Source organism: Wenzhouxiangella sp. YN1 (genome assembly GCF_056324145.1).
Genome location: NZ_JBJNIO010000075.1, coordinates 25,422 through 49,995, shown reverse-complemented (window position 1 = coordinate 49,995; position 24,574 = coordinate 25,422). Strand labels below are relative to the sequence as shown.

Sequence of the window (24,574 nt, the reverse complement as noted above, 5' to 3'; positions counted from 1 at the left end):
ACGAGGCTTTGAAAAGGGGTAGTGTTTCACCCATGGCGTGTTCTCTTTCTGTCGTGGGATTAGTGCCTTAACACTCTGATTATACGACAGAAATTGACACGCCATACCTCTTTCTAGCCCGCATTGAAGAATAAGGGGGGTTCAGAGCATCGCCGAGCAGCCAAAACGGTATCCAATCGTGCACCGCAAAACGCGCCGCGCACTAGTTCGACGCTTTCCCTTCGGCGTGTTCTACCGTATCGAACCAGATTGTATTGTTGTAGTGGCAGTCATGCACGGCAGCCGTGACCCCCATCACTGGAAACGTCGAACCTAGCAAAGGGCAAGAGACCGCGCCGAGATCTTACTGGCGACGGTGCCAACGACAGGAAGACCCCGGATCGAGTCCGGGGATGCGGCTGCTGGCGGCAAGGCCCTCACACACCCTCCGAAATCCCGGCCAAGCGAAGCGCAGAGCCGGGATCTCCCATCCGAAGGCGCCACCGCCAGGAAGACCCCGGATCAAGTCCGGGGATACGTGCGCTGGTGGCGACGCATTCAGCCCAAGAAGTTCCGCCGATGCGTGTAGGCGCCCGGGGATAAGCTTGCTGAAGATTCGACGTCTCGCCACCGTTCGAAGCTCAATCCCTGCGCTTACGGGACGCTTGTTTTTCGTAAGGCACACGCACCTCATCCAACATAGGGAAGTGCTTGCGGTTCTGTGTAACTACAGTGGCCCTGTGAAGCTCGGCGGTAGCCGCGATCAGTGCGTCGGCCAGTCTGGTGCCGTGGCTTTTGCCATAATCACGTCGGAGCAAGCCTCCCCGCTTGGCGATTGCCTGATCCACGGGCACCACTTCAAAGGCAGCAACAAAAGCAGCAAGGGCTTCCCGCTCCGTCCCTTCGCGAACTCCGGCATACAACTCCGCAACGCTGACTGCCGACAGCACCAGTGACTCTGCTTGTGTCTCCAGGTAGCTTATTGCTTGCGGCACACCGCGCAGATAATCGATCAATACATCTGTATCAATCAACAGGCGATTGGCCATTACTCGCGATCGGGCGCCAACCGGTCAAACTCGCTGCGAAGCGCAACCAGATCAGGCAAATCCGTGCGGCCTTGCCATATTCCCCGAGCCTGCTTGAGCAGGGACAGCCGGTCGATCTGCCCCGCCTGCGAAACGAACCGGTCGACCGCCTCCCTAAGCAGCTCGCTTTCGGATCGGCCCGTTCGTCGCGACAGCGCACGTAACGCCTGCTGCTCGGATTTTGTCAGATAGATCTGCGTGCGAATCATGTGTCTGGCGCCGGGGGCGACCGGTGTATGTGGCTGGTGTGTATAGCTAATGTACAGGCAGCCTGGCTGCAGAACAAGTTCCCCGCAGCGCCAACTCGTAATCCCGGCCAAGCTTACACACTCTGAATTCCCGGCCAAGCGAAGCGCAGAGCCGGGACCTCCCATCCGAAGGCGCCATCGCCAAGAAGGCCCCGGATCAAGTCCGGGGATGCGTGTAGCGGGTCCGGGGATGCGGGTGCTGGTGGCAAGGCGCTCACACAACCTCCGAACTCCCGGCCAAGCGAAGCGCAGAGCCGGGAACCCCTGTCCGCATCAGCCCCGGAACGCAGAGTTCGAACACCTTGCTTGGCCCCGGATAAATCTGTACTCTTTTATGTACACCCCAACGTACTGAAATCTCGCCATGTCAAGGGTTCGTGTAGATGAAGACATCCGCCCCCTGTCCGAATTCCGGGCCGGAGTAGCCACTTTCATAAAACAGCTTCAGGAAACCCGTCGGCCAATGGTGCTCACGCAGCGAGGTCGGGGTGTCGCCGTATTGATGGATGCCAGCGAGTACGACAGAATGCAAGAGCGCCTGGAGGTGCTCGAAGAGGTTTACAGGGCCGAAGAGCAGATCGCCTCTGGCCACGGGATTGCGCATGAAGACGCGAAGGCTCGGGTTCTGAGCAGACTGATTCGATGAGGATTGTCTGGTCCCCGCTTGCGCTCGAGCGCGTCCAGGAAACAGCCCGGTATATCGCAGATGACAATCCGGATGCCGCGCTGCGGTGGGTTGACAACTTGTTCGCCGCGGTAGAGCGGCTGGCCGAATTTCCTGAAAGCGGGCGTATCGTTCCCGAGGTCGGTTCACCTCGCATCAGAGAGCTGATATCCGGAGCGTACCGGGTCATTTACGGCCTCTCGAATCAGATCGATATTCTGACGGTACGCCACAGTAGCCAATTGTTGCGGCTATCCGAGCTCTGTGAACACGAAACATGACGACAACTGCACAGCCGCACGTATGTTGTCAGCGCCGCGCCCCCGAATTCCCGGCCCCGGATCAGGTCCGGGGATACGGGCGCTGGCGGACAGGCGCTCAACCCACCCCGTAATCCCGGCCGCAGAGCCGGGATCTCCCAGCCGAAGGCGCCAGCAGCGAGAAGGCCCCGGATCGAGTCCGGGGATACCTCTGGCGCTCTCGGGGATACCTCTGGCGCTCTCGGGAATACCTCTGGCGCCTTCGGGAATACTTATGCCGCTTTCGGAGATATTTGTGGCGCGTCGAGGAGTGCGTGTGCCGATGCCGACAGCTACTCGGAAAACAGCCGCTCCACTCGATCAAGAAACATCTCGCGGCCCCACAATGGCAGGCTTTGCCTTTGCTGAACCGAAAGAAACGGCTCAACGTCTGCGGCAGCGGCGCCCCAATCGACATTCTCGATATGACGGTTCAACGCCGTCGTGAGCCGGCCTTCGTCCGCGTCCACACCGCAACCCGCCCAAGGGCCGTACTGATCCAGCGCGTGGCCCAGATGCGCCAGATTCGGCGCGACGCCGCGACGTACGTACCAGAGAAAATCGAACCAGTCGCGACCCTTCAGGTAGGGGCGGCAAAGAAGCGCATGAAGCTTCAAGGCAAAATTACTCGGCAAGTCCTGGCTGACAACCATGAAATCGGTCGGAAAATCCGGAAAATGCCGCTCCCACCCTGAACCTGCCGGTGGATTTGTATCGATCTCGAGCTTGACTCTCAGCTTGCGGCGCGGCGCGCCATCCCGAAACCCCAGCTGCAGCAATCCGGCAAGAGAGTCATCCTTGACCATGGTTCGGCGAACCGCCTCCTGCGTCTGCCGGGAATCGGCCAGCGCTCGATCACGACCCCGAATTCCAGAAGCACTTGCTCGATCCCGGCGGTCACTGCGCGCCAGGAAAAGCGCTCATCGGGTTCCATGAGAATAAAATCCATTTCCTCGGAAAAGCGCGGCAGCCCATAGAGAATCCTCAAACTGGTGCCGCCCTGGAATGCCGCCCTTTCAAAAAAATCATTGCGCCACAGCGCGTAGAGCACAAGCTCCTGCAGAATCTCCTTGAGCGCCTGCTCTTCGGCCAGCGCGTCCCCGGCCTGGTAAGCCGCCAGTCTTTGCTGCAACAACTCAATCATCCACCCACCTCTTCAGCCAGCTTCTCGACAACATCCCGCATCTTTTGAAACCGGTAAACCTCCTTGAAGCGATCAACATCGCGGGCGGTCACGCTCGCCCACCACTCCTGCTCCAGACGCAGGCCTTCGAGGAAGCCGGTCAGTCCCTCGATATCGACCTTCAGGTGGCAGCACAGATCAAGCAAGGCCCGCAGCGGCGTGGCGACCAACCCGATACCCGCGGCCAGCTCGTGCCGCTCGACGCCGGCCAGCAGATAACCTGGATTGACCGCGAGCGGAAAAAACCGGAACTGGCCGTAGCCCGGCACATTGAATTCGGCCTTGCGCCGCCCCGGCACCACGCTGCGCACCTGACGAACGGCCTCCGGAATGCAGCCGTGCCACGCCAGCGCGGATTCGAACGAAATGTACGAGCCCGAGCGCAAGGCCTGAGCCAGCACGAACGAATGCGGCTGCACGCCGGATACAGACGGCGCAAGCATATACACACCACGGCTCAATCGCTCCAATTCGCCGGCCTTGAGCGCCCGATTGACCAGGTTGTAACGCCGCTGTGCAGACCCCTCAACAACCCCGTCGAGCTGCCGATCCGAAAAGATCCGGCACCGTAAATCAGAGTCCGCAATCAACCTGGTCAACGTCTGCACAAATGCACGATACTTTCACTTAATGAAAGTTTCAAGTATTTTATTGTCTGAATGGAGCCGGGATCTCCCACCCGAAGGCGCCACCGCCGAAAAGACCCCGGATCAAGTCCGGGGGTACGGGTGCTGGCAGCGAAGCGCTCACACCACCCCGAATTCCCGGCCAAGCGAAGCGCAGAGCCGGGATCTCCCGTCCGAAGGCGCCAAAAGCAAGAAGACCCCGGATCAGGTCCGGGGATACGGGCGCTGGCGGACAGGCGCTCAACCCACCCCGTAATCCCGGCCGCAGAGCCGGGATCTCCCAGCCGAAGGCGCCACCGCCAAGAAGACCCCGGATCAAGTCCGGGGATACAGGTGCTGGCGGCGACGCATTCAGCCCAACTCGTAATCCCGGCCGCAGAGCCGGGATCGCCCGTCCGAAGGCGCCACCGCCAAGAAGACCCCGGATCGAGTCCGGGGGTACGGGTAGTGCGTGTGAGGATACGGGTAGTGCGTGCGGGGCTACGTAGTAGCGTGTGCCGGCCTACGAGTAGCGCACCCGGGCATCAATAACCACTGCTGACCTCCACGCTCCCATCGGCAATCAGCGGATACAGGTCGCGCCATTCCGGATTCTCGCGCTCGATCAACTCCAGCTTCCAGGCCCTGCGCCAGCGTTTCACCCGCCCCTCGCGCTGAACCGCTTCGGCCAGCTCGTCAAACGCCTCGTAATGCACCAGCCTGGAAAGATGGTACTTCCGTGTAAAACCCGGCACGAATCGACCCCGATGCTCCCAGACACGCCGCACAAGGTTGTTGGTCAGGCCGACGTAAAGCGTGCCGCGTGGCTTGTTGGCAAGAACATACACATAATGCATGCCGCACAAGATCCCATCGCGGCAAGACCGAAGAAATCGCAATTGCCAGCGCGCGCATGTAGGAAATTGACGCGTTTTCCGCCCGGTCCGGCCGAAGGCGCCAATAGCAGAAAAACCCCGGATCAAGTCCGGGGATACGGGTGCTGGCAGCGCAGCGCCAAGTCACCCCGAATTCCCGGCCGCAGAGCCGGGATCTCCCACCCAAAGGCACCACCGCCAAGAAGACCCCGGATCGAGTCCGGGGATACGGGTGCTGGCAGCACAGCGCCAAGCCACCCCCGAAATCCCGGCCGCAGAGCCGGGATCTCCCACCCAAAGGCACCACCGCCAAGAAGACCCCGGATCGAGTCCCGGGATACAGGTGCTGATGGCGACGCACTCAGCCCACCTCGTAATCCCGGCCGCAGAGCCGGGATCTCCCATCCGAAGGCGCCACCGCTGAGAAGAGCCAAGATCGCCCATCCAAAGCCTCCGCTGCAGCGCGGGCTTCAGGCGCGGGCGCCGTTTCCCCTCGAATCTCCTCCCCCCTCAGTCAACCCCGTCGAGCCACGCGAGTACCAGTGAACGCGCGAAACCATAATCACCTTCAGGCTTGACGTCGGAGCCGAACTCCTCCTCCAGGGCGCCGGCCGCGGCAAAGCGCTGCTGTTCGATCAGGGAAAACTGCAGCGCGGCGAATGCCACCGGGTCAAAACGCGACAGATAGTCCGGCCGGCTATCGTCAATCGCCTCGAGCCACCGACGGCCGGTGCGCTCCATGGCTTCAACGTCGCGGGCGGCGTAGGCTTCGAGTAGGGCAAGCGCTTTTTCGATTCCCGCCGGCAAGTCCTCGCACTCCAGCCAGGTCGGTTCGACTAGAACCCCTTGCAGTCCATCTGCGTCCAGATAGGGCACGGTCAGTTCCGTCAGCACCAGCAGGCGTTCGGCCAGCCAGGCGCCAGCGGTCGCTTCCGACTGTTGCCCGCGCACGGCGCCAACGCCCGAAAGGCCGGCAATCCAAGCTCTCAAGTCTTCACCGACACTCTCCAGCGCATCCGTTTCGCCCCCGGCAAGCGTCCGGGCGATTGCGCGCGCATTATTGGCTGCCTTGTCCGCCGGAAAGTGACTCGCAGTGGGCAGCGGGAATTCGGCAGGCGGCGGTTCTCGAACACCCAGCCATTCGAGCACGGGGACATCCATAAAAGGAAGGCTGGAAATCATCCGCGCGCTCATCCCTCGAAACCGCGTTCGTGGTGCTTCCAGGCTCAGCACCGGAAAGTAGTCGCTGTTCGGGCGATGCTGATAAAGCCGGGCCAACGCTTCAAGCAAGCGCTTGTCAGCGACCTTGCGAAAATCCAGGTTCGAACCTCTTTCAATGTTGATGTACCCAAGATCCTTGGCAAAGCCCCCCTCGGTCAGGGCCGCAAAGTCCGGGGCCTTTGCCAACGGCTCATCACTGGCTACCAGAAGCAGATCCGAGGTGTTCGAAAGATAGGCGTGGACATCCCCGAACTCTGGCAGCATTGCGTTGAGAATCGAACCGACCAGGTTTTCATCAATTTCATACAACTGCAGCCATTGGACAAAAACCCCGCCGTCGTTGAGATAGTTCGGCACGAATCTATAGAATTCCTTGGAAAACAGAGCGCCGACCCCAGCCACCCATGGGTTGGAGGGCTCGGAAACAATGGCGTCATATTTCTCCTGTCTCCCGGCAAAGTAGCTTTTGGCATCATCGATAATGACGTGCGATCGACTGTCCATAAAAGCGCGCTTGACCCGCTCGCCGAACCAGGCTGCACCCTCAACCATGCTTTCCTCGATCTCGATCGTGTCAACCACGCCGATATCCGGACTTGCCAGCATCGTGTGAGTGGTCATGCCGGAACCGAAACCAATTACCGCCGCTCTTTGGACCGATTCGAGATAGGCGAACGGCAACGCACCCGCAATGATCATCGTCGGTTCATCGGCCGCTGGCCGGCCCTCATCGCGAATCTGCAGCGATGCATCAGGCTTTCCGTTTGTGGCAATCCGCACCGTGCCAGCAGCGCTTACAAACACTGAAATACTCGCCGTTTTGCCATCTCGGTAATAGAGCAGCTCGTCTGACTCCGGAAGGCTCTGGGCTCCCGTGCGGAACACGCCGGATCCCAGCTTGAGAGGATCGAAAGGAACGGCATACACAGCAAGCAAAACAGCGCCAATCATAATCGTCGTCGCAAAAGCCGGAGCGGCAAAGTCTCGCCGCCTGTCAACCAGGCGGCGCAAGATCCATACGCCGATACCGATATCCACGGTGGCAGCCACAATCAAAGCCATCTTCAAGCCGAGCGCCGGAATCAAGAAGTGCATTGCGGCAAAAACGCCGACAATCGCACCGAGAGTATTGAGCGCATAGACGCGCCCAATCGAGGCCTCGCCCTGGCCATCCCGCAGCAAGGCCACGGTAAACAACGGCAGCGTCGTACCTGCAAAGAACGCGGTCGGAATCATGATCAGAATCGCAATGGCGGCGGTGCCGAAGTTGAACAGCAGGTAGCCGCCATCACTGCGCGCCAGGGAGTCCATGAGAAATCCGACCCAGGCAAAGGAGCTCAGGTACAGCGCCAGGGCAAGCAGCGCCGCCAATCCCATCAACACCTGCATCACGGCAGCGAGCCTGAGAGGCGCAGGCGACGAGTCGGCTCGCTTTCGAATCCATAGCGCACCCAGCGCAATCCCCGCCACGAATGCGGCAAGCATCAGCTCGAACGCATGCAGGCTGCTGCCCACCGAGAGGCTGAGCATGCGAATGAAGATGATCTCGTAGGCAAAGGAGGCCGCGCTCGACAGGAACGTGGCGGCCAGAACCAGATACAGCAGCGCCCGCCCCGCGGAGGTCTTGTCGGCTTTCGCCATCACCTCGCCGGGGCGCGGCGTTTCGCCGCCGCGCCCGAGCAGCCAGGCCAGAGCCGCCACCACCAGGTTGACAATCCCGGCGACCAGCATCGCACCGGGCATGCCAAAACCGGGAAGCAGCACGAAAACCGCCACCAGCACGCCGATGGCGGCGCCAATGCTGTTGGTGAAATACAGCCCACCCAGGGCATCACCTTCGCGATCGGGCCAGCGACGAATCAGCCCTCCGCTCATCAGCGGAAAGGTCATGCCCAGCAGTATGGTCTGGGGCAGTATCAAGCCCGCAGCCAGCAGCCACTTCCAGGCGCTGATCAGCCACGGCTCGCCAAGCGCGGGCATGATCACGTCGTAACTCCAGCCGAGTACGGACACGAAAATGATGTGAAAGAAGATCCCGAAAAGACCGATGACGATCTCGACGAGCGCATAGGCTCGAATCAGGTTTCGCCACCGCTCGCCAAATCGCGCGACAAGCGCAGCGCCGGCCGCCATCCCACCCATGAACAGCGCCAGCACCAGAGACTGGGCATACGCGGCATGGCCCAGAAACAGGCCCAGGTAGTGCGACCAGATGGACTGATAGACCAGGCCGGCGAAGCCGGAGAGAACAAAAACGAGCAGCAGATAAAGGTAGTTACGGCGAACCGAGAAACCGGACACAAAAGCACTCCCTGAGAATGGCAAAAGCCGACCGTGCGAAGCCTATACCGCGCCGCTGAAGAACCGCAAGCGCTTTCGCCATCCGGCCTTCAACACAACCTGCCGGCTCTTCCGCCTGTCCCCCTGGCGCCCATCACCCTCCAAATTCCCGGCCAGACGCCCACCACATCCGAATTCCCGGCCGCAGAGCCGGGATCTCCCATAGCCAGGTGCCACCGCCGAGAAGACCCCGGATCAAGTCCGGAGATACATGTACTGATGGCGCAGCCCCATCCCACCCCGTAATCCCGGCCGCAGAGCCGGGATCTCCCGTCCGAAGCCACCAATAGCAAAAAGACCACGGATCAACTCCGGGGATACAGGTGCTGGCGGCGAGGCACGCCGCCCACCCCGAATTCCCGACCACAGAGCCGGGATCTCCCACCCGAAGGCACCTCCGCCGAAAGGACCCCGGATCAACTCCGGGGTTACAGAGTGCACTCGCAGCGCCGCATACCGCGCATTCGGGGCTACATCACCCGCGCCCGTTTCTGTCATACTCCCCCATCATCTCGCTGACACCCATGCCCACTCCGCTGAATTCATGACCGAACGCAGTCTTTCGATCATCATCCCGGCCAAAAACGAGGAAGGTGCCATCGGCAAGGTGGTCAGCGGCATTGTCTCGCGCTATCCGCAAGCCGAAATGATCGTCGTTGACGACGGCTCGACCGACGATACCGCTGCGGTCGCCGAGCGCGCTGGCGCGAAGGTGGTGAGCCACCCGCACAGCCTGGGCAACGGCGCGGCGGTAAAAGCCGGGGCACGGGCGGCCGGCGGCGACATCCTGGTGTTTCTCGACGGCGACGGCCAGCACGACCCGGCCGACATTCCGCGCCTGCTCGAGCGCCTGGATCAAGGCCACGACATGGTCATCGGCGCGCGCACCGCGCCTGGCTCGCACGCCAACGTCGGCCGGCTGATGGCCAACGGCGTCTACAACCTGATCGCCTCGATCGTCACCGGCCACCGCATTCCCGACCTCACTTCGGGCTTTCGAGCCGTTTGCGCACAGAAATTCAGGCAGTTTCTCTACCTGCTTCCCAACGGCTTTTCCTACCCGACGACAATCACCATGGCGTTCATGCGCTCGGGCTTCCCGGTCGATTTCATCGACATCGAAGCCGCAAAACGCACCGGCAAGAGCCACATCCGCCCCGTCCGCGACGGGCTGCGATTTTTCGTCATCATCTTCAAGATTGCGACGCTGTATGCGCCGTTGAAGCTGTTCATTCCCACCAGCGCCGGGTTTTTCACTCTCGGGCTGTTGTGGTATGTCTACACCTTCGCGACCCGCGGGCAGTTCACCAATATGAGTCTGCTGCTTTTCAGTGCGGCCGTCATCGTGTTCTTGATCGGGTTGATTTCCGAGCAGATCACGTCGTTGATGTATAGCAGCCGGGGAACTTGACGTGCATTGCCGCCGACTGCAAAAGGTAATCGACATAGTCAGACGCACGATTTTTTACCTGCAATGGCGGCTCGCTTCGACTTCACCCTGCAGGCAGACCATCTACTGCCTCACCACGGACTGAAAGCGCCCAGTGATGGTTCCCGATGCAATACGACTGGGGTTTCCAGTGAATTCAAGCTCAGTCGGAGAGCTGATCAGACTGTTTCGTGACAGGTTGGTGGGTGCTTCTGCAGGCAACATGACAACAGCCTGCATTGAGCAAGCAATTTATAAAGCTCTGAAACAGGTTCCTATATGCTCTCGCGAGAGCCAGACCGAGTTGGAAGAAGCACCTTCAATGGCCGACACTATCCCGCCAGAACTGGTAGCGCTCGCAAATACACGAGGAAGCACGTGAGCTCATCAGCCGGCAAACATTTGACGACCAAACGCGGAACGAGGAGCCACCGCTTTCTAGGGCTGCTTCCAGTGTTCGTCGTAGCGGTCACAGCGCTCGTCATTGCCTATCTGATCGCGACCACCTGGGAAGATATAAAGGAGGGATTGGCCAATGCATCAATTCCTTTGGTTCTCTCGGGATGGGTTATTGCAACTTTTTCGACCCTGATTGCGTTTCTTGCATTTGTGGAGGTCTTCAAAGGGATTTATAAGGAGACTCTTCCCCGTTCATCACTTGGGCATCTATTCTTTACTGCTCAGATGATGAAGCACCTACCAGGTCGGGTTTGGGGGGTGGCGTACCAAGGCCTGATGACCCGAGATAGAATTTCGTTAACTGACTGGGTTGCTATTAATCTTGGGCATATGCTGCTTTCAATATATTTCGCAGTGTTGGTGGCAGCAGCAGCACTCGCCTTCCGGGAAAGTTTTATCTTGGCACTGGGCTGTCTGACCGGTGGAGTGATACTGCTGACCATTGCATGGCGTCCATCAGCAGGTAGGGTTTCGCTAGCGCTTCTGGGCTATTTTTCAAAATCAATCCGCGACTCACTTGCCAGTGTCGTTGATCCCTTTTCTTCCTTGCCACCCCGAACGAAGCTGAGCGTTGCGACGCTTTTTTTGCTTGGATGGCTAATCTATTTTCTCGCCTGGGCGCTGTACGGCCAGGCATATCCCGGCTTGGGCGCGTCGGAGGGTGTTTACCTGTCGGCGAGCTATACATTGGCATGGTTCGTTGGATATATCACTTTCATTACTCCATCAGGCATTGGTGTACGGGAGTTGGCTTTTGCAGGCTTAGCAGCCGGACATCCTCCGGATATCATCCTTTACGGGATGTTGATCGGCCGGACTGGGCTATTGGCCACTGACTTTGTGCTCGGGATTGCATTTTGGCCTTATCAGAATGAAGCTAGACGATAAACACTTGCAACTACCTGCGTATGATGATCAAGGCAGGAATCTTGTCGATCCCGCCGATCGCCTGGGGCGTAAGACAGCTTACATAACATTGCTCCAATCCATGGCGATCGAAAGGTACGTCGGGCAGGGGTTCGGGCGGGCACTGGATCTTGGATGTGGCTATGGGCGCATGAGTGGAGCCTTGCGCAAACTGGGGTGGGACGTTGTTGGTTTGGATCCTTCACTTCGTGTCATATCGACTGCCGCAGCGCTGGCGCCCGAGGGAAAGTGGTGCATCGGGGAGTTACCGGAACTTCCGTTCCCTGATGCAACGTTTGACCTTGTTCTAGCGCAGAACCTATTGCGTGTGCTTCATTTGAACGGGGCGCTACCCGTCGCTGAGGGTATCCCGCGCGTAGTCAAGGAAGGCGGGCGCTTAGTGATCGTCGACAACATGCGTGATGGCCATCAAGATTACGTGTCAGAGCAATGGATAGTCCGGAACTTTTCTAGACGCGGTTTTCGTCTACTCGAGCGCGTTGCGATTCGCGCAGCAAAGTGGTGGGGAATTTACCTTGTACGCTACGGCATGATTCCGCTTAATGCTCTTGATCGCTTGGCTTCTTACGAGCTAAACCGTATGGATTCAAAAGCACGCGCACCGCGTACTCAATACCACAACGTCCTCTTCATTTTTGAGAAATATCGTTGACCAGCCACACAAATACATCATCGGCTGTCATCCTGAGTGGCGGGCAGGAGATCGTCAGTCTGGCTATTGCCGAAGCATTGGCTAAGGCTGGCATTCGCTATCGCGTTGCATCTCTGGTCAGAAAAAGCCTACTTCGGGGCGCACCTGGCTGCATTGGTTTTGCCAATCTTTCAACAGCATACCGTAATCCAGACCGGCTAAGAGAAGCGCTTTTGAATTGCTTTGCTGACTGGAGGGACACTACGGGGACTAGACTTGTGGTCTTTGCGACCGAAGATGCTGGGCTAAGATGCTTGAACGAGTTTGCTGGCGATGTTGCCAAGTTCGCTGCGTTTCCGCGTGCGCGCGCGCTAAGATACGGTGGCCTCGACAAGGCTGAGCTTTTTACATTCCTCGCAAATAGTGGGGCGGCAGCGCACATCCCCAACACGAACGTCGTGCGGGATCTGGCTGAGATCGACGACGTGCTAGATCGTCTGGGCTGGGATGCCATTTTCAAGCCGGCACTCAAACCGTGGGACATGGATTTACAGAGTATGGGAGCGAAACTTATAACAGCTCAGAGCCATGATGAGTCGCGAGCGAGCTTGACCAAGCGGCTCAAAAAGGCATGGACGCTCTCAGACCGCTGGGTTGCGCAAGAAAGGCTCCGCCCCTACGAGGCTGGCGAAAAGGGAGTGTGGGCGGTCCGCAGCGGCGCTGAATTTCAATCGGTCGAGTTTGTCGAGCGATGGAAACACCCTGCCCAAGGAGGTACGGGATGTCTAGTCGAAACCATCGAAACGCGGGAACTAGTACCTGCGGCATCCAAAATCATGGAGGTTATTGACTACGTGGGACTCGCCGAAATTCCGTTTCTTAAGCAGAAGGATGGTTCGGGTAGAGCGCTCGAAGTAAATGCACGCGCCTGGTTGCAGGTGGGGCTCGCTGAGCGTAGCGGATTGCAGGTGGTTGCAAACACGTTTCATGCACTATCAACCAGCGGCATGCGCGAGAACGTTGATTTCTCCCCTTCTGTGTGGATCAACGTAGAACGCGCAGTGGTAGCCGCTGCACGCGGCAGCGCGGGTCCACGCACCCCCGCTGTCAGAGCGCTGGCTTCGGCGCTCTCCAGAAAACCGGTGCTCGCGGTCTATTCGTCGACTTTTCCAGGGGTGCGTTTGCGTTGGATAAAGCGGATGCTCTGCAGGGGGTTGCTATTTCTAGCGAACAGGTTTCTACGGTGAATAGGAGGCCTCTAATCGGGGTGTTCGACTCTGGCGTCGGGGGATTGACCGTCCTCAGGCGATTGATAGAGAGATTGCCGAACGCCGATTATCGCTATTTTGGCGACACAGCCAGGGTTCCTTACGGAATCAGGTCACCCGAGACAATCGAGGAGTATTCTAGGGCTGGGCTGCAATACCTTGCGGACCTTGGCTGCGATTTGCTGGTTGTGGCGTGCAACACATCTTCAACTATCGCACTGCCTCGTCTGCTTGGGGAGTTTCGCGTTCCTGTTCTTGGAGTTGTTGACGACGGGGTCGAGACCGCCGTAGATATGGCCAAGCAGGGGGTTCTTATACTAGGCACAAGGGCCACAATTCTTTCAGGCATCTACCAAACCAAGATAGCTGAACGCCGTGCCGATTTGGCAGTCCGTGGATTAGCGTGCCCCCTCCTGGTGCCGATTATCGAAGAGGGTTGGGCGGGAACGACAGTTGCAGCACTAATCGCCAAGGCCTATCTGGATGAGTGCCAAGATTTTGATTACGACTGCATCGTGCTCGGATGCACTCACTTTCCTATTGTTCACGAAACGCTTGAAAGCGTTGTTCCGACATCCGTTCGAGTGGAGGACCCCGGCTTCAGAGTTGCGCAACGGATCGCGCGCATGTTGCCATCGAGTGTCCGCTATGGAACGCCCGACGTGCACTTCCATGTGACCGATTCACCACACGGCTTTACCCGGGTTGCTCAGGCAATGGGGATCCGTATGACTAATCATGTTACGCATGTCAATGTTGGTGATCTTATTCTCCGCAAGAGCCTTGGTTAGCATGCTTCCGTTCAAACCATGAAGAAGAGAATCAAGTTTGGGGCGGTCTAAAACCGACAAACGCCAATCCTTTGGCAAAAACCGCCTTCAGTCAAACGTTTTCCATTTCTATCCCAGGGCCGTTCCCAACGATGCGCGCGAAACACGACTCTAGTTCGAAGTCAATGAGAGCTTGTCTTCGCCAACCTTCATCAAGATAGTTGCGACCTTCCTCTCAGGGTTAGAGCTGTGATTACTTGTCATGACTCATGTGGTTAAGGCGAACACTGAAAGCGCATCGATTACCCGGGATATGTCATTGTCTGAGAGACTGGCCGACAGTGGCAAGCTCACCGTCTGCCTCCCGATTTTCATCGCGTTAGGGTACTGATGCGGCCGCCAGCCGAATTCCTCCTGATAATAGGGATGCTCGGGGATAGACAGGTAGTGCACACCGGTACCGATGGCTGCTTCATTCATTTTCTGCAGAAACCCATCTCTGGTGACGCCGCTAGACGTTTCGTCAATCATCACGGTATATAAGTGGTAGGCGTGTCGGTCTCCTTCGCTCGGCTCAACGGGAAGCCCGATCGACAGGGGGGCAAGTTCTTGCTGATAATGATTCCAGATCTGCTGGCGCCGCTTCCAATTTGCCTCCACCCGCGCCAACTGATGGATGCCCAATGCGGCCTGGATGTCCATCATGTTGAACTTGAAGCCGCATTCGACCACTTGGTAGTGCTTGTATCCCTTGTCGCCAAAACGGTGCCACGCATCCTTGCTCATGCCATGCAGGGCAAGCGTCTTTGCCCTGGCAATGAGGTCAGGGCTCCGGCCAAGAATCATTCCCCCTTCCCCGGTGGCAACGTTTTTCGTGACGTAAAAGCTGAAGCAACCAAAATCCCCGAACGTGCCGACAGGCCTGCCCTGGTACTCTGTTTCGATCGCGTGTGCGCAATCCTCGATCACCAGCAGGTCGTGTTTTTCCGCTATTGCCATGATTCGATCCATGTCGCAGGGTCGCCCTGCGAAGTGAACAGGGAGGATTGCGCGGGTCCGTGATGTGACAGCATCCTCTATGGCCTCCGGCGAAATGCACTGCGTCAGCGGATCCACATCGGCTAGAACTGGCTTCAGGCCTGCGTGGATGATGGCATTCACGGTGGCGCAGAAGGTCAGCGGTGTAGTGATAACCTCGGCGCCTTTCTCAATATTGGCCGCGATCATGCTGACTTGAAGCGCCGCCGTACAGGAGTTGACCGCAGCAACCCTGGCAGCTTCCGCACTTTTGTAGTGAGCAAAATCCTGCTCGAATTGCGCAACCCTTGGCCCCGTCCCTAACCATCCTGACCTAAGGCAGGATTCGACTTCCGCAATCTCTTCCTCACCGATAAATGGGCTTCCAAAGACCAGGAACTCATTACTAGAAGTCGTCATCCTCAACCTCTCTCTGCTGTAAATGCTGCCAATTCGCTTCTATTCTCGCAAACAAAGGAGTTGGATCAAGATCGGCTTGCCTGGTCGTCAACTTCAGTGTAGAAGCAACGCAAAGGCGGTCCGGCAAACCCTGTAGGAGCGCCCAGGGTTCTCAGAACCGGGCTCCATTCCGGTGCGGAGGACGACTCGGGACTGTCGGGCGCGCGAGACTAGCCAGTCACCGGCCATCAGCATCCTCCGGCCTACTCGTCAACCGCGCCGCGATGCGGCTGAGATCAAATTGCTTGGCGGCATTGGAAAGCGCATTCTGATAGTCACACGGAGAGTGTGACAGCGCGTCACGAATCAAGGCGGCAATGGCATCCGCAGATGCGGTTTCGGCAAGTTTGCCGGTAGCTTCCTCCCGGACCAAGGATCCCAGATCACCGACCGGCGTGGCGAGTACCGGCACTGAAAGCTTGAGTGCATCCGAGTAGATCAGCGGAATACTCTCGACTCTGGAGGGGATCAGCAGCCAATCCGTTTCGCCAATGACTCGTTCAGCCTGACGCTTGTTGAGGTAACCGCCGACCATAACCGGTCGGCCTGAGTCTGCGAGGCGCCGAGCCTTGGCAGTGACCTCGTGCTCCATCGCGCCCCCACCGTATATCGAGACGCTTTCGATCCGCGCCCAGTCGTTTTCGGCCAAAAGCTCCAGTGCGGCCATCAGCAGGTCAATGCCCTTGTTGGGATGCCAGCGCCCGATGAATGTCATTCGGTATGGCGGCTTGCCTCGTAGCTTACTTGCATAGTCGGCGTCTATGCTGCGGGTGCTCGGCAAAAACTCCACTTTCCGGCCACAGATCGCCCTGGTGTCTTCAGCAAGCTGGATGCCGTCAGAGTAAACGGTTTCTGCGTCCTGGAGAATGCGCCTTATCGTACCCCGCACCAGCGGGATTCGACCCAGCGACCAGATATCGCTGCCCAGGGTCCAGACAGCGTAGGGCAATCGCTTGAGTCTTGCCGCTCGACGGGCCCAATAGCCACCGGGCAGAGCCCAGAGGGCCAAGATCAGTCGGGTGGGGCCTGCCTCGACGGCAGCCAGAGTTGCCGCGTGCCCGGCGCGCATGACTTTGGCGACCTGAATCAGGTCACGTGGCGACCGCAGCCTGAGCGTGGATAGCGCTTGCCTTGGGGCCTTGTACCTGAAGATGTTTAGATTCTCGCTCCACTCCTCCACTCCACTGGCGGCACCCGGCGCAACAACACGGCAGGGGCCATGCCGAGCCAACTCGTGTGCCAGATCGAGCACAAAAGAGCCGGCAGCCTCGCTGCCGTCTCCCGAGGTCGGGAAAGAGCTGGTTACAAGGACTATCGCAGCGTCTTGTTGATGGGAAAGATCGTATCCTCGAGTTGGCATGTTCCCTTCCGGTGAGCCGTTCCATGGTTGGCGGTAAAGCTTGAACTGTCGCGCAATTTGGCGTACGCCTTGAAGCCTGGCTGCTCTACCAGTGCCCGACACCTTACAGCCGCAGTCGCCCATTGGCCCACGCCGATTCATCTGTGTGACGCCTACCCGCCCGGCCGGCGTGCGGCGGGACAGACCACCGTCACCTCGAAATCCCCGGCAAGGCGCCGGCTGAGCTCATGCACGAAGCCAGGCTCGGCGTCGTCGGCCCAGCGGGGGTAGGTGGACGACAGCACGAGCAGTCGCTTTTCCCTGTTCAAATCGTCTTGATCTCCGCGCTGACTGACTACCGGTCAAGGCTTGTTTCTGCCGCGCTGTCGACAGCGTCCAGCTCAGAAACCCGCCACAACGAATGGCAGTCTAGCGCAATTGTGCAGCCATACGCTCACATCTTCCTGAGGCTTCATTGCCGCATGTGCAGCCTCAAGTTGTAATGGCGGCCACAAGCCCGCGCTTGTCAGGCTAATGTCATTGAAGGACAATCCCGTCCTTTGAACTTAACATCGGCCAGCAAATGACCATTTCAGTTCAATCGCGTCGCGCGGCAGGTCTATTGGGCTACCCGGCGGCACCGATTAGCAATTTCCTGATCGTGCTCCTTTTCACGTTCTGGGCCTACAGCCTGGCTTTTTCAGGCACTTGGTACTTTGATGATCAATGGAATCTCGGCGGACTCGCCAATGTCGGGGATCTGCAATCCGGGCTGCAATTCATTCTCGGTGGTCGTGCCGGCCCCAGCGGTCGTCCGCTGGCCCTGCTGACCTTTCTGCCCCAGGCAGCCAGCTGGCCGGGCGACATCGAGGCATTCCTTCTGGTCAATACGCTGATTCACCTGCTCAACGGCATTCTGGTTTTTGTCGTTGCCCACCAGCTTGGTAAAATGCTCGGCCACGGCGGCAGCCGCAATCTGTGGTTTTCTGTGGCGGTTGCTTCCGCGTGGGTTATCAGCCCTTTCCTGGCCAGCACCAACCTGATGGTCGTTCAGCGCATGACCTCGCTGTCGGCCACCTTTCTTTTCGGCGGCATGGCCGTTTATCTTTTTGGCCGCGGGCAAGTCAATCGGTATCCGGGCAAAGGTGCAGCAGTCATGACGCTCGGTGCGGGTCTCGGCACCGTGCTGGCCACGCTTGCCAAGGAAAATGGCGCCCTGCTCCCGATTTTACTGCTGGTGACTGAACTGACCCTGCTGGCCAGATATGCCCCGATAGAGAATCGCCGCGCGCGCCGCTGGGTTTGGCTGATGCTGGGCCTGCCCACGCTGGCCATCGTGGCCTATCTGGGCTTGCGTGCACTGAATCCAGCCGGATTCCTGAGCCGCGATTTCACCATGGGCGAACGGCTTCTGACCCAGTGTCGAATTCTTTGGGACTATATTTCCAATCTGTTCGCCCCGCGCCAGTCAGCAGTTTCTCCGTTTGCCGATGACTATGCCGCTTCGCGCGGGTTGTTCTCACCACTGAGCACCGCGCTGGGTTTGCTCGGGCTGGTTGCGGTCACGGCTCTTGCCTGGCTGGCGAGAAACCGCTGGCCGGCGCTGCTGTTTGGCTGGGTTTTCTTTCTGGCCGGGCATTTGCTGGAATCCACCGTGATTCCGCTCGAACTCTACTTTGCCCATCGCAATTACGTACCGGCCTTCGGGCTGTTTTTTGCCGCAGTGGGTCTTCTGGTCCTGGGCCCGGCCAGCGGTGGCACCCGCAAGCTGGCCGGCACCGCGCTGGGCGGTTGGGTTCTGCTTGCAGCGGTAATTCTTGCAGACACGACAAGCGTATGGGGCCGGCCGCATCTGGCGGCTGAACTGTGGTATCGCGACCATCCCGGCTCGGCCCGTGCCGCGCAGTTCATCGGCGCGCAGTATCTCTCGGAAGGGGACCGCCCCGGCGCGGCCAAGGTCTTCGACCAGGCGCTCGAGCTCAACCCCGACTCGTCCTGGCTGGAGCTTCAGAGTTTGCAGGTTTGCATGGGCAGTCCCGAACAATTGGCCGCACGCTGGCAACGAGCGCGCACAAAGGTGATGGCCGAGCCGTTGCTGGACTTTTCCACAGCGAACATTCTGGGCGAATTGGCAAGCGCCAACATCAGAGGCGATTGCCGATTTGCCCGCCAGGAAGAGCTGTTGGAATTTCTCGACCAGCTTTACCACCAGCGTGATCGCTTGCTCAACGACTACGTCCGCCACCATCTGGCCTACACCCTGGCCGAACTCGCCCACGCGCTTGGCCGGCATGAATACGCCATCAACCGGCTGGAAGAGGCCTTTGCCATCAACCCCAGCGCAGAAAATGCCATCATGATCGCTTGGCAGCAGCTTGAAAAAGGCGATCGCGAGGCCGCGCTGGAGCGGCTGGACAAGGCTCTGGCCAACCCGCCGGAAAAGCTGGAGCTGCGGCTGGGTTACCAGGACAAGCTGTGGCGCTATCGCCAGCAGATTGTTGACGGCAGCACGCCGACTGGCCCTTTCCGTGATGAAGACAAGCCTTTTCAGGAAGCGGCCAATGAATAAATGCCAGCCAAACCCGCCGAATGCATGCCAGGACTGAAAAACCACGGTTTGCGTGGCAGGCCGGTCTGGCGCACGTGGCGGCACTGGCCATGGTGCTGGCCCTGGCTTGGTGGGCCTACAGCCCGGGCTTTTCCGGAGGCTGGCACTTTGATGACTACGCCAGCCTCAACGGGCTGGAGCAGGTAGACAACCTGACGACCGGGCTGGTCTTTTCCACCAGCGGAATTGCCGGGCCGCTCAAGCGACCGGTGGCGCTGGCCACCTTTGCGCTTCAGGCGGAAGACTGGCCGGACAACCCTCCCGCTTTTCTCAAGGCCAACACCTGTATTCACGTGCTGAACGGCGCGCTCGTTTATTGGCTGGCGCTCAGCCTGGCCGGTTTTCTTGCCCCCGAACCTGGCTCAGGCAAGTCCGGTTTCAGCAGGCGTCACTGGTTTGCGCTGTCGGTTGCATCGGCCTGGGTCTTTTCGCCGTTTCTCGCCAGCGCCAGCCTGATGGCCGTGCAGCGCATGACCACGCTTGCCGCTTGTTTCATGTTTGTCGGCCTGATCGGCTACCTGGCCGGGCGCCGTTGGATGCTCACGCGTCGTGATGCTGGCCTGCTGCTTGCGCTTTTCAGCCTGGGTGCCGGCACCCTGCTGGCAGCGCTGGCCAAGGAAAACGGCTTGCTCTTGCCGCTGCTGGCGCTGCTGTGCGAGGTGTTGATCATCCGTCGCGCAATCACGCCGCCGCGCCGCCTGCCCAGGGCCTGGTTTCACCTGGCGCTGAGCCTGCCGAGCGGCCTGGTGATTGGTTATCTGGCCTGGCGCGGCATCAAAGGGGCCATGGGTGCGGGCTACGGCGGCCGCAGTTTTGATCTGTTCGAGCGCCTGCTGACCCAGGCACGGGCGCTGTGGGATTACATGTTCAATCTGGCATTTCCACAGGCCGGCTCGGTCACCCCCTACAGCGATGCTTATCCGCTATCGCATTCGCTGCTGGATCCGGCAACCACTCTGCTCTCGGTCGCCGGCCTGGTCGCGCTGTTGGTACTGGCGCTGATTCTCAAGCGCCGCTGGCCGACGGTTGTTTTTGGCCTGGCCTGGTTTTTTGGCGCACACCTGATCGAATCAACCACCGTTGCGCTGGAGCTGTATTTTGCCCATCGAAATTACGCGCCGGCCTTCGGGCTGTTTTTTGCGCTGGCCTGGCCACTGTTTTTTGCCCGGCCGCTGCGAAACGCCGCCTGGATCGGCCCGATTGTTGCTGCCGCCTTTGTTGCCGCTTCTGCCGCGGTGCTGGTTTACGCAACGTGGATCTGGGGCCGGCCCGAGATCGCCGCGCAGAGCTGGCATGAGCGCAGCCCGACGTCCGTGCGCGCCAGCCTCACCCTGTCTTCGGTTTACGCAAGCCGCGGCAGCAATGCCCTTGCCGACAGGATTCTTGCCCGCGGGATCAAACATCACCCGGAAAATCAAATCATCCGGCTTCAGCGGCTGCAGTACTGCCCGACAGGTGAGATTGACCTCCAACGTCGGCTGGTGCAGGCCAAGGCTGCCTTGGCCGCGCCCAACACCTTCAGGCTGGGCAGCGCCATCGGCCTGCACCGCTTTGTACTCGCTGCCGACGACCTGCCCTGCCCACTGCTGACGCGCAAACAGCTTTCTGAACTGGCCCGGATTGCCCTGGCGGACACGAGTCGCCACCAGAGCACAAGGACAACCGAATACATTCACTACTCGCTGGCTCATCTGGCGCAAGACCGTGGCGCATGGCCAGCCATGCGCAATCACTTGGAGCAGGCCTTGAAGCTCGAGCCCGACCCACAAACGGCAATCTTGATTGCCTGGTCGTGGACACTGCAGGGTGATCTGGGTGCCGCCCGGGAATACCTGCGCCGCCAGCTAGCCTCACCGCCGGAAATGAGCCGACTTGAACGCCTGGCCTGGAACCAGAAGCTGCGCGAATATCTTGACAATCTGGCGAACTGAGCCACAAACGCACCGTGAAGCACGCCTCACTGGCTGGCCTCTGGCACGATATCTGAAAGGCTTTAGGGCGCGAGCAAACTCAGCGCACCAAAACGCAAATTCGCATCAAGGGAGGCCCTACATGCTTTCGCCGATACCAGACTCCAGCTTCCAGCGGAGTGCAGCCGCCGGCCAGCGCGGCTTTACGCTTATCGAACTGATGATCGTGGTGGCCATTCTGGCCATTATCATGGCCATAGCCATTCCCGCTTATCAGGACTACACCATCCGATCCCAGGTGACCGAAGGCATGAGCCTGGCCGGGGGCGCCAAGGCGGCGATCTGGGACTATTGGTCGAGCCATGGTGCCTTCCCCAACAATAATGAGGACGCCGGGCTGGCCGACCCGGCCAGCATCGGCGGCGAATACGTCAGCGCGGTGGCAATAGACAGCAACGGCGAAATTACGGTTACCTTTGGCGCTGCCGGCGCAAACAGCGCCATTGCCGGCAAAACCCTCGTTCTGAAGGCCCTGGGAGCGGCAGAAGACGCCTCCATGACATGGGGTTGTGATCAGGGCGATGTGCCGCATAGGTACAGACCGGCACGCTGCCGCAACTGACAGAGCGTGACAAAACTTGTCAAAACTGACAAAAATTGTCACCCACGCCGATTTCAGGCAAACCTGCACTGGAAGAACAAAGCATGATCAGCGGCCTGCCGCACTGCAAAAGCGAGGCATTCGCTCCAGGGGCCATCAATGGCATGATTACTGCATTAACTTCTACGCAAGGGGAAATGACGTCATGCCCTCGAGGGCAAGTTGAAGCAAATCAAACAAGGAGCAACTCATGAACACCATGCGCAAGCAATCCGGCTTTACCCTGATCGAACTGATGATCGTGGTGGCCATTCTCGCCATTCTGATGGCCATTGCCATTCCGGCCTACCAGGACTACACCATCCGCTCGCAGGTTTCTGAAGGGATGAACCTGGCCGGCGGCGCCCGCACCGCGGTAGCCGAATTCTGGACCAATCGCGGAACCTGGCCGTCGAACAACACTTCGGCCGGCCTGGCGCCAGCTGCTTCGATCAATGGTGAGTATGTAACTAAGGTAGAGGTGGGTAGCGGCAAAGTAACCGCAACTTATGGCAACAACGCCAACACCGAAATCTCTAATAAAACGCTGATTCTTTCACCCAGCACTGCAGGCGGCAGCGTGAAGTGGTCCTGCGATGGCGGCGACGTTGACCCCAAGTATCGCCCGGCCCGCTGCCGCTGATCGACCGTTACTCAACTCTCTAATACGATACTGAGAAATGCCCCGCACCGCGGGGCAGTTTTTTGCCGTGATACTTCCGCCTGATACGCTTTTTAGTTTGCACAGTCAACGCCCGAGCGCCAGGATTTGGCCGGTTTGCAACCGGATTGACCCATGCCTGCCCAACCTGCCACCGTGATGCGCCCGCCTGCGCTTGACCAGAAATTCGGGGCAACGCTTAATCGGCCATGGTCAATCGTCGAAAGCTCTCGTCACAATCTCTCAAATCTCCTGATCCTGGCTCAGGACCAGGAGGTAGAAATTCGCTGAACAGACGGCAGCCGTTTCTCTCTGCGCACAAAGCGTACATTGCGCGCCCCGCCCTTTGATGTGCCGGGTATCGATAGCGCGGTCACCACTACAGACATTCTCGAGGCGGTTCGGGAATCGCGCGAGAGCTGATGCGTTGGGGTTCACGCATCTCCGGGACGCCCTACACGCATCCCGCACTTGATCCGGGGGCTTTGCTGCATTTGGTGCCTGCGGATGAGAGATCCCGGCTCTGCGGCCGGGAATTCGGGTGAATGGGCGCCGCGCCATCAGCACGCGTATCCCCGGACTTGATCCGGGCTTTTCCTGCGTTTGGTGCCTGCGGACGGGAGATCCCGGCTCTGCGCTGCGCTTGGCCGGGAATTCTGAGTGTGTAAGCTTGGCCGGGAATTCGGGGTTGCGAGTTCGGCCGGGAATTCGGGTGAATGGGCGCCGCGCCATCAGCACGCGCATCCCCGGACTTGATCCGGGGTCTTGCTGCTATTGGTGCCTGCGGAAGGGAGATCCCGGCTCTGCGCTACGCTTGGCGGGGAATTTGGGAGGTTAAAGGACTTTGGCCGGGAATTCGGGTGTTGAGTGAGCTTGGCCGGGAACGCGTGATGAACCTCGGCGGCGCAGGTACCGGCGAAGCTCTCTGGACGCCGCCCAACCTCACTTGTACAATTGTCAAATGGATATTGTCGTCGACACCAACATTTTTCTAGCCGTTGCCCTGCAGGAGGCGGAGAGGGCGCGCGTCGTCGAGCTTACGGCCAACGCAGCGGTGCTGGCGCCCGAGTTCTTGCCGTATGAGATCGGCAACGCTTTGTCGGCTATGGTCAAGCGTCGGAGGCTCACCGGATCGCAGGCCCTGAAAGCTGAAAAGGCAGTCCGCCAAATCCCGGTTCGGCTGGTTTCAACGAATATAGCCGAGGCACTGCAACTTGCTGCCGAACACGATATTTATGCCTATGACGCCTATTTTCTGCGTTGTGCGCAGGCACTCTCATGCCCCTTGCTCACACTCGATCGCGGCATGAAACGGGTGGCCACTCGCCTTGGAATTGAAGTGCTGGAGTAATCCCATGAAGGTATTTACCTACTCTGAAGCTCGTCAGAATCTCTCGAAACTCCTGGTCCTGGCCCAGGACCAGGAGGTGGAAATTCGCAGAAAAGACGGCAGCCGGTTTTCTCTGCGCGCAAAGCGTACAGAGCCCGCCTCGCCCTTTGATGTGCCGGGTATCGATAGCGCGGTCAGCACTACAGACATTCTCGAGGCGGTTCGGGAGTCGCGCGAGGGGTGATGCGTTGCGCTTCGCGCATCCCCGGGGCTCCTTACACGCATCCCCGGCCCTGATCCGGGGTCTTCTTCACGCCCGCGTATCCCCGGACTTGATCCAGGGTCTTCTTCACGCCCGCGTATCCCCGGACTTGATCCGGGGTCTTTTCTGCGTTTGGTGCCTGCGGATGGGAGATCCCGGCTCTGCGCTGCGCTTGGCCGGGAATTCGGGGTTGTGAGCTTGGCCGGGAATTCGGGTGTTAAGTGAGCCTGGCCGGGAGTTCGGGTGGATGGGCGCCGCGCCATCAGCACGCGCATCCCCGGACTTGATCCGGGGTCTTGCTGCTATTGGTGCCTGCGGATAGGAGATCCCGGCTCTGCGCTGCGCTTGGCCGGGAATTCGGG

General features: G+C 59.2%; 23 protein-coding genes. 14 read left to right on the top strand and 9 right to left on the bottom strand.

Annotated features, from left to right (window positions below; translation table 11 throughout):
* Positions 1 to 130: 130 nt before the first annotated feature.
* Positions 131 to 316 (top strand): type II toxin-antitoxin system RelE/ParE family toxin, encoded by a 186-nt coding sequence (locus ACEWQZ_RS00580; RefSeq protein ID WP_476481129.1) that lies wholly within the window; start codon positions 131 to 133, stop codon positions 314 to 316.
* A gap of 304 nt (positions 317 to 620) precedes the next feature.
* Here ACEWQZ_RS00580 and ACEWQZ_RS00575 read toward each other — a convergent pair whose 3' ends face one another.
* Both ACEWQZ_RS00575 and ACEWQZ_RS00570 read right to left on the bottom strand, forming a co-directional pair.
* Complete coding sequence (locus ACEWQZ_RS00575) at positions 621 to 1,028, bottom strand: PIN domain-containing protein (protein ID WP_476481123.1); 408 nt, start codon at positions 1,026 to 1,028, stop codon at positions 621 to 623.
* Complete coding sequence (locus ACEWQZ_RS00570; RefSeq protein ID WP_476481122.1) at positions 1,028 to 1,276, bottom strand: ribbon-helix-helix domain-containing protein; 249 nt, start codon at positions 1,274 to 1,276, stop codon at positions 1,028 to 1,030. Before ACEWQZ_RS00570 ends, ACEWQZ_RS00575 begins: the two co-directional genes overlap by 1 nt.
* Before the next feature lie 403 nt (positions 1,277 to 1,679).
* Between ACEWQZ_RS00570 and ACEWQZ_RS00565 the strand changes: the two genes are divergently transcribed.
* Complete coding sequence (locus ACEWQZ_RS00565; protein ID WP_476481121.1) at positions 1,680 to 1,961, top strand: type II toxin-antitoxin system Phd/YefM family antitoxin; 282 nt, start codon at positions 1,680 to 1,682, stop codon at positions 1,959 to 1,961.
* A complete protein-coding gene (locus tag ACEWQZ_RS00560) occupies positions 1,958 to 2,260 on the top strand; it encodes a type II toxin-antitoxin system RelE/ParE family toxin (RefSeq protein WP_476481120.1) in 303 nt (100 codons plus the stop codon). The genes ACEWQZ_RS00565 and ACEWQZ_RS00560 overlap by 4 nt, the downstream gene beginning before the upstream one ends.
* A 311-nt stretch (positions 2,261 to 2,571) precedes the next feature.
* On the opposite strand, the gene ACEWQZ_RS00555 is transcribed toward ACEWQZ_RS00560, so the two are convergent.
* The 5 genes from ACEWQZ_RS00555 to ACEWQZ_RS00535 form a co-directional block, all read right to left on the bottom strand.
* Entirely contained in the window at positions 2,572 to 3,084 is a 513-nt protein-coding gene (locus ACEWQZ_RS00555; protein ID WP_476481119.1) for a nucleotidyl transferase AbiEii/AbiGii toxin family protein, read from the bottom strand.
* Positions 3,012 to 3,422, bottom strand: a complete 411-nt coding sequence (locus ACEWQZ_RS00550; RefSeq protein ID WP_476481118.1) for a nucleotidyl transferase AbiEii/AbiGii toxin family protein — start codon at positions 3,420 to 3,422, stop codon at positions 3,012 to 3,014. The genes ACEWQZ_RS00555 and ACEWQZ_RS00550 overlap by 73 nt, the downstream gene beginning before the upstream one ends.
* Positions 3,419 to 4,069 (bottom strand): type IV toxin-antitoxin system AbiEi family antitoxin domain-containing protein, encoded by a 651-nt coding sequence (locus ACEWQZ_RS00545; RefSeq protein WP_476481117.1) that lies wholly within the window; start codon positions 4,067 to 4,069, stop codon positions 3,419 to 3,421. Before ACEWQZ_RS00545 ends, ACEWQZ_RS00550 begins: the two co-directional genes overlap by 4 nt.
* A 542-nt stretch (positions 4,070 to 4,611) precedes the next feature.
* A complete protein-coding gene (locus tag ACEWQZ_RS00540) occupies positions 4,612 to 4,923 on the bottom strand; it encodes a GIY-YIG nuclease family protein (RefSeq protein WP_476481116.1) in 312 nt (103 codons plus the stop codon).
* Between the two features lie 528 nt (positions 4,924 to 5,451).
* Positions 5,452 to 8,319 carry a fused MFS/spermidine synthase gene (locus ACEWQZ_RS00535; RefSeq protein ID WP_476481115.1) on the bottom strand — a complete coding sequence of 956 codons (2,868 nt, stop codon included), beginning with the start codon at positions 8,317 to 8,319 and terminating at the stop codon, positions 5,452 to 5,454.
* A 727-nt stretch (positions 8,320 to 9,046) separates the two neighbouring features.
* Between ACEWQZ_RS00535 and ACEWQZ_RS00530 the strand changes: the two genes are divergently transcribed.
* The 5 genes from ACEWQZ_RS00530 (at position 9,047) to murI (ending at position 14,007) form a co-directional block, all read left to right on the top strand.
* A complete protein-coding gene (locus ACEWQZ_RS00530) occupies positions 9,047 to 9,913 on the top strand; it encodes a glycosyltransferase family 2 protein (RefSeq protein WP_476481114.1) in 867 nt (288 codons plus the stop codon).
* A gap of 396 nt (positions 9,914 to 10,309) precedes the next feature.
* Positions 10,310 to 11,278 carry a hypothetical protein gene (locus ACEWQZ_RS00525; RefSeq protein ID WP_476481113.1) on the top strand — a complete coding sequence of 323 codons (969 nt, stop codon included), beginning with the start codon at positions 10,310 to 10,312 and terminating at the stop codon, positions 11,276 to 11,278.
* The gene (locus ACEWQZ_RS00520; RefSeq protein ID WP_476481112.1) at positions 11,262 to 11,969 is read left to right on the top strand and encodes a class I SAM-dependent DNA methyltransferase; all 708 of its coding nucleotides are present in this window, start codon (positions 11,262 to 11,264) and stop codon (positions 11,967 to 11,969) included. The genes ACEWQZ_RS00525 and ACEWQZ_RS00520 overlap by 17 nt, the downstream gene beginning before the upstream one ends.
* A complete protein-coding gene (locus ACEWQZ_RS00515; protein WP_476481111.1) occupies positions 11,966 to 13,195 on the top strand; it encodes a hypothetical protein in 1,230 nt (409 codons plus the stop codon). Before ACEWQZ_RS00520 ends, ACEWQZ_RS00515 begins: the two co-directional genes overlap by 4 nt.
* A complete protein-coding gene (gene murI, locus ACEWQZ_RS00510; protein ID WP_476481128.1) occupies positions 13,192 to 14,007 on the top strand; it encodes a glutamate racemase in 816 nt (271 codons plus the stop codon). Before ACEWQZ_RS00515 ends, murI begins: the two co-directional genes overlap by 4 nt.
* A 246-nt stretch (positions 14,008 to 14,253) precedes the next feature.
* Here the strand turns inward: murI and ACEWQZ_RS00505 are convergent, their stop codons facing one another.
* Together ACEWQZ_RS00505 and ACEWQZ_RS00500 are read right to left on the bottom strand one after the other, a co-directional pair.
* Entirely contained in the window at positions 14,254 to 15,423 is a 1,170-nt protein-coding gene (locus ACEWQZ_RS00505) for a DegT/DnrJ/EryC1/StrS family aminotransferase (protein ID WP_476481110.1), read from the bottom strand.
* Between the two features lie 217 nt (positions 15,424 to 15,640).
* Positions 15,641 to 16,822: a glycosyltransferase gene (locus ACEWQZ_RS00500; RefSeq protein WP_476481109.1), complete on the bottom strand. Its 1,182-nt coding sequence runs from the start codon at positions 16,820 to 16,822 to the stop codon at positions 15,641 to 15,643.
* A gap of 640 nt (positions 16,823 to 17,462) precedes the next feature.
* On the opposite strand from ACEWQZ_RS00500, the gene ACEWQZ_RS00495 reads away from it, so the two are divergent.
* From ACEWQZ_RS00495 to ACEWQZ_RS00470, 6 genes are all read left to right on the top strand, one after another.
* Positions 17,463 to 19,370: a tetratricopeptide repeat protein gene (locus tag ACEWQZ_RS00495; protein ID WP_476481108.1), complete on the top strand. Its 1,908-nt coding sequence runs from the start codon at positions 17,463 to 17,465 to the stop codon at positions 19,368 to 19,370.
* Positions 19,371 to 19,390: 20 nt separating this feature from the next.
* A complete protein-coding gene (locus ACEWQZ_RS00490) occupies positions 19,391 to 21,340 on the top strand; it encodes a tetratricopeptide repeat protein (RefSeq protein WP_476481107.1) in 1,950 nt (649 codons plus the stop codon).
* Positions 21,341 to 21,461: 121 nt separating this feature from the next.
* Entirely contained in the window at positions 21,462 to 21,941 is a 480-nt protein-coding gene (locus tag ACEWQZ_RS00485; RefSeq protein ID WP_476481106.1) for a pilin, read from the top strand.
* Between the two features lie 238 nt (positions 21,942 to 22,179).
* Positions 22,180 to 22,602 carry a pilin gene (locus ACEWQZ_RS00480; protein WP_476481127.1) on the top strand — a complete coding sequence of 141 codons (423 nt, stop codon included), beginning with the start codon at positions 22,180 to 22,182 and terminating at the stop codon, positions 22,600 to 22,602.
* Positions 22,603 to 23,581: 979 nt separating this feature from the next.
* Positions 23,582 to 23,971, top strand: coding sequence for a type II toxin-antitoxin system VapC family toxin (locus ACEWQZ_RS00475; protein WP_476481105.1), 390 nt, complete (start codon positions 23,582 to 23,584; stop codon positions 23,969 to 23,971).
* A gap of 4 nt (positions 23,972 to 23,975) precedes the next feature.
* The gene (locus tag ACEWQZ_RS00470) at positions 23,976 to 24,194 is read left to right on the top strand and encodes a prevent-host-death protein (protein WP_476481104.1); all 219 of its coding nucleotides are present in this window, start codon (positions 23,976 to 23,978) and stop codon (positions 24,192 to 24,194) included.
* Positions 24,195 to 24,574: the final 380 nt, after the last annotated feature.